Below are 4,725 nucleotides of genomic sequence, written 5' to 3' on the forward strand. Positions count from 1 at the left end.
TACTATATATTTATGTGTCGTTTTCATATTTTTAAATTTTAAAGGGAAATACTTAAATTCACGGAATAGTTTCTATAAAAAGGAACACCTCCTGTGATATAAGGCTTAAATGGATCATTACTTTGAAGAGATTCCGGATTCTGATCTCCACTCAGTGTTTTATATAAATAACCAATGTTTCTGGCAGAAACACTTACCCTTGCGCCTTTAATGTGGACTTTATTTACCCATTCCATTGGAAGACGGTAGCCTAAAGTGATTTCGCGAAGCATAATCCAGGAATTTTTAGAAACAGATTCATTTCCATTGAGATTGGTGCCCCATCCATAGAAAGTATTGTAATATAAGGAGGCCTTCCACGGCTCCACAAGTCCTTGATTGTAGGCATCTTTGAAGGTCATTCCGGCAATGCTTACACCTGGTTTAAGAGGGCTCATCTGTCCTGCATCAAAAACTGCATTTGGGACCACGCCATCGTATCTGGTTAAGCCAGTATAAGAATCGGTTCTGGCTACACCACCATGTTCCTGGTCACGGAATTGCAAGGAGTTCAATGTGGTTCCCTGACCTGTAGCATAACTATATGCCTCCGAATAGACATCTCCACCAAAGCGACCATCTACTTGCGCAAAAAGGCTAAAATTTTTATACCTCAAGGTCGTACTGATACCACCAACTAAATTAGGTTCTACTTTGCCAATATTGATTCTTTTCTGACTGTCTGAATAATCAGGGCTAACCAAATTATAATCTTGCATACTGTATTTAACAGTCGGGTTTGAATTGGCCTGAATGCTACCTACCTGTATAATAGGGAAGCCTGTTTTAGGATCAATTTTAGAGGATGAGCCGATATCAGAGGTAAGCACACCAAAATCTCCCCCTTCATAAGCCCACACATTTGCTCCATCATATCCACCACTTAATTCCCATTCTTTTATCCCATTCCCGAATTCAACAATTTTGCTCTTGTTGTGCGCCATATTGATGGCAAAATTTAAATCCCAGTCTTTGCTTTTGATTGGGTTAACATTAACCAAAAGTTCCAGACCTTGGTTTTGGATATTCCCGGCATTGATGAAAAGTTTACTATAGCCTGTTTCAAGTACACCAGGCAGATTTATAAGCTGATTAAATGTATTTGTTTTGTACCAAGCGAAATCCACATTTATCAATTCTTTAAATAAGCCAAAATTGGTGCCCAGTTCAATAGATCTTTGTTTTTGTGGTTTTAAGTTCAAATTTGGCTTAATATCTGCATTTACCTGTGTCGCGCTCGGAACTGATTGGTTACCGTTATTAATGATCGTACCCGGAGAATAACCTGCGCCTGTCGCATAGGCTCCGGCTATACCGGCATTACCAACGTAGGCCAGAGATGCTCTTAATCTTCCACTTGACAACCATGCTGGCATGTCACTTTTTAAATGATCATAAAAAGAGTAAGATAAATTTACAGAAGGATAAAATACGCTATAATTATTGGCACCCGGAACAGAAGCTGGATAGGTTAAAGTGGAAAGCCAATCATTACGACCTGTAATTTCTAAGTTTAGATAGTCTTTATAGTTTAGGTTCAATACCCCGCCCAATCCTATAGTAGACAATGAGCGCGGAGCAGAAAGATAACCAATATAATTGTTGTTGCTATCGTAATTTTTTACGGCATTTACAGAGTTGTTTAAAAAGAATTGATTAGGAACTTTGAGCCCACCGTCAGTGCTTGCTGTGGCGGTTTCTTTAAGCATATTCCCATAATACTCATTCAATATGCGGAAATCAATATTCAAGTCGCCGTTCATCACTTTTTTAGTTGCATGTGCCATGAACAGAAGATTGTAATCGGTTGTTAAACCACTGCCTATCGCATATTGTCCACCTACATTGTTTTTATCATTTCCCAGATTTTTAGTCTCGCTGTAGGTTTTTAGAATGTTTATATTTCCTCTTCCGGATAGATCCAACCAGGGCGTAACTTGAGCCTTCAGTTGTGCATATCCTAAAAGTGAATTTTCAGTATTGGTGTAGTTGTTCTTATCGAAGATAGAAAAAGCTGATGTAACACTACTTAAATTACCAAAAGCACCTGGTTTAATCGAGTTATCGGCGTTGCGGTAGGTTGCACGCCAATCATTATAGTCCAGGTTTCTAGGTAAATAATAGGTGTTAAAAGCAAGATTTGAGCCTCCTCCATAATAGTATCGACTTTGATTATAATAATTTGCCGTAACTGTATTGGCATAGTTAATTCCAATTTCTGTTGAAAACACCTTATTTAAGTCGCCACCAACCTTAAGATCAAATGCATTTCTCTTCAGGCTATTATTGGGTAACATCCCTTTGCTGGAGTTGTTGGAGTAAGACAAACGGTAATTGAACTTATCGTTGGCACCACTTAGGGCTAAGTTGTTATTGATATAATTTCCATTCTGATAAAAAGCTTTCCAATTATCTGGCTGGGCAACATAAGGCGTTTTTCTGGTTTGATCATAGATTACAGGATGCATTGTACCATCAAATGCTGGTCCCCAGCTTCCAACCGTATTGGCCTGTGTACCATCAGGTGCAAAATTACCTTCCCGGGTTAGCGCACTACCTTGTCCATAGACATTTTGAAAAGCCATAGGGCTTTTATAAATATTTGAAGTTTGATAAGTTGAATTAAATTCAATACCTAAGCCCTGACCTGCTTTCCCCTTTTTGGTAGTAATTACAATAGCTCCATTCAAACCACGTGACCCATATAAAGAAGTTGCAGCAGCCCCTTTCAATACCGTAATGGATTCATAGTCATCTGGATTAAGATTTTTTAGCTGTGATCCGCCGTCCTGGGCATCTGCGCTAACAATATTGTTTTGAAGCACATTACCATCGATAACAAATATAGGCTGGTTGTTAGCTGCATTACTGGTAGATCCCAATACCTTCGCACCCCTGATCTGGATAAAGGGCGAAGTCTGAACACCCGCAGAACTCATCACATTGATATTAACACCAGCAACCTTACCCTGCAATGCAGTAATCGGGTTGACTGTGTTTGTTCTGGTGATTTCTTCTCCACTAAGTTTTGTTGCAGCATAACCGAGATTCTTATCCAATTTTTGAATTCCCAAAGCCCCTTCAACGGTTACTTCATTTAGATTATTACTGCTTGGCTCCATATCAACGTTTATAGAAGAAGCGGATCCTACTGTAATCTCCCTGGCCTTGTATCCAATGTATCTAAACTCGAGAATACTGCCTTCATTTACAGAAATAGAGAACTTACCCTGTGAGTTTGTACTCGTTGAGGTACTGGAGTTTTTAACCTTCACACTCACTGCAGGCAGAGGTATTCCGGTTTCATCTTTTACCGTACCTGTAATGGTCCGGATGGTCTGGGCATAGAGTCCTGTGCACCAGAATAATGCAGCCAGGCATGGCAGCACTACTTTTAGGAAAAGTTTAGTCATAATTGTTTGGTTTTGGTGAATATAATAGTTGAAATGTATTTGTAATTAACTCCAAAAAGGGCAATTAAGTAAACTCGCTATGTTCAACAACCAGGTTTGCAGCACCCAGTAATTCCGCATCATTTGCAATCTCAGATATTTCAATAGTGGTTAAGTCCGCAATTCTCGGTATACAAAATTCATTAATGGCCTGCTGTATAGAGGGGAGCAGTATTTTGCCCGCAATGGCCCCTCTGCCACTCATAATGATCGTTTCAGGATTCATCATATGAATTAAAGTTGCAATACCCTTACCTAAATGAAAAGATGATTCAGAGAGTATAGATACTGCAAGCGGGTCGCCTGAACGCGCAGCTTCCAGGAAATGATCAGCCGGATGTTTGCTCTCATCCCTTAAAAGCCACCTTAAACTGGACTCTGATCCCGAATTAAGTTCATTTTGTGCCTTCGTTGCCATTACTAAAAGTGACGTTTCTACCTCCAGACATCCCCTTTTTCCACACGAACATAAATTATTACTCTGGGAAAGAGGGATATGGCTAAATTCGCCGGCAAAACCACTGTGGCCCCTGAAAATCTTCCCATTGATGATCATACCCAAACCAGTGCCCCAACCAATATTGATTACCATAGCATCCTGTTTCCCCCTCGCTTTTCCAAGTTTAAGTTCAGCTAAGGCAATCAGGCTGGAATCATTGTCTATAAACACAGGCAAGTCGAGCTGACTCATTAAATAGTCCCTTAAATTAGTTCCATCAGGCGTTGGAAAGATGGAATAATTAGTTCCGGTATCTATGTTCACAAAGCCAGGCATTCCGATCCCTATGCCGAGTATCTTATCTGATGAAAGTCCCGACTCAATAATACTTTCTTGAATAAAGAGAATTAGTTTTTCAAGTGCCTTAGGGTCAGAAGAAACCTTAATGTCTACGGACTTCTGTGGGATAACAATATTCCTACCCAGATCATAAACGACAAAGCGGGTAAGCATTTGATCTATGGCAATTGCAACAATGAACTTTTCTTTTCTCCGATTCAGTAAATAAAGAGAAGCTCTTCTCCCACCACTTGAAGGAGCCAGACCTTCATCGATAATATAATCTTCGTTAATCAATTCATTAACTGCAACCGTTACAATAGGCAAACTCTTTTCCGTTAGGAAGCTGATCCTGTTTAAAGGAAGTGCTGAATGAAAGTACAATTGCTTTAGAATTTCCTTCCTCAGTAATGCACCTTTTTTTAGAGCTGCTGACATATTTGGTTGATCTTATGT

The 4,725-nt window shown here is 39.6% G+C and carries 2 protein-coding genes; both read right to left on the reverse strand.

The window, feature by feature from the left end; genetic code table 11:
• Window positions 1-38: 38 nt before the first annotated feature.
• Window positions 39-3,452 (reverse strand): SusC/RagA family TonB-linked outer membrane protein, encoded by a 3,414-nt coding sequence (locus tag DBR11_RS22200; protein ID WP_108554802.1) that lies wholly within the window; start codon window positions 3,450-3,452, stop codon window positions 39-41.
• Between the two features lie 64 nt (window positions 3,453-3,516).
• Window positions 3,517-4,707, reverse strand: a complete 1,191-nt coding sequence (locus tag DBR11_RS22205; protein WP_108554803.1) for an ROK family protein — start codon at window positions 4,705-4,707, stop codon at window positions 3,517-3,519.
• Window positions 4,708-4,725: the final 18 nt, after the last annotated feature.

This window comes from Pedobacter sp. HMWF019 (genome assembly GCF_003061025.1).
In the GTDB taxonomy this organism is placed as follows: Bacteria; Bacteroidota; Bacteroidia; order Sphingobacteriales; family Sphingobacteriaceae; genus Pedobacter.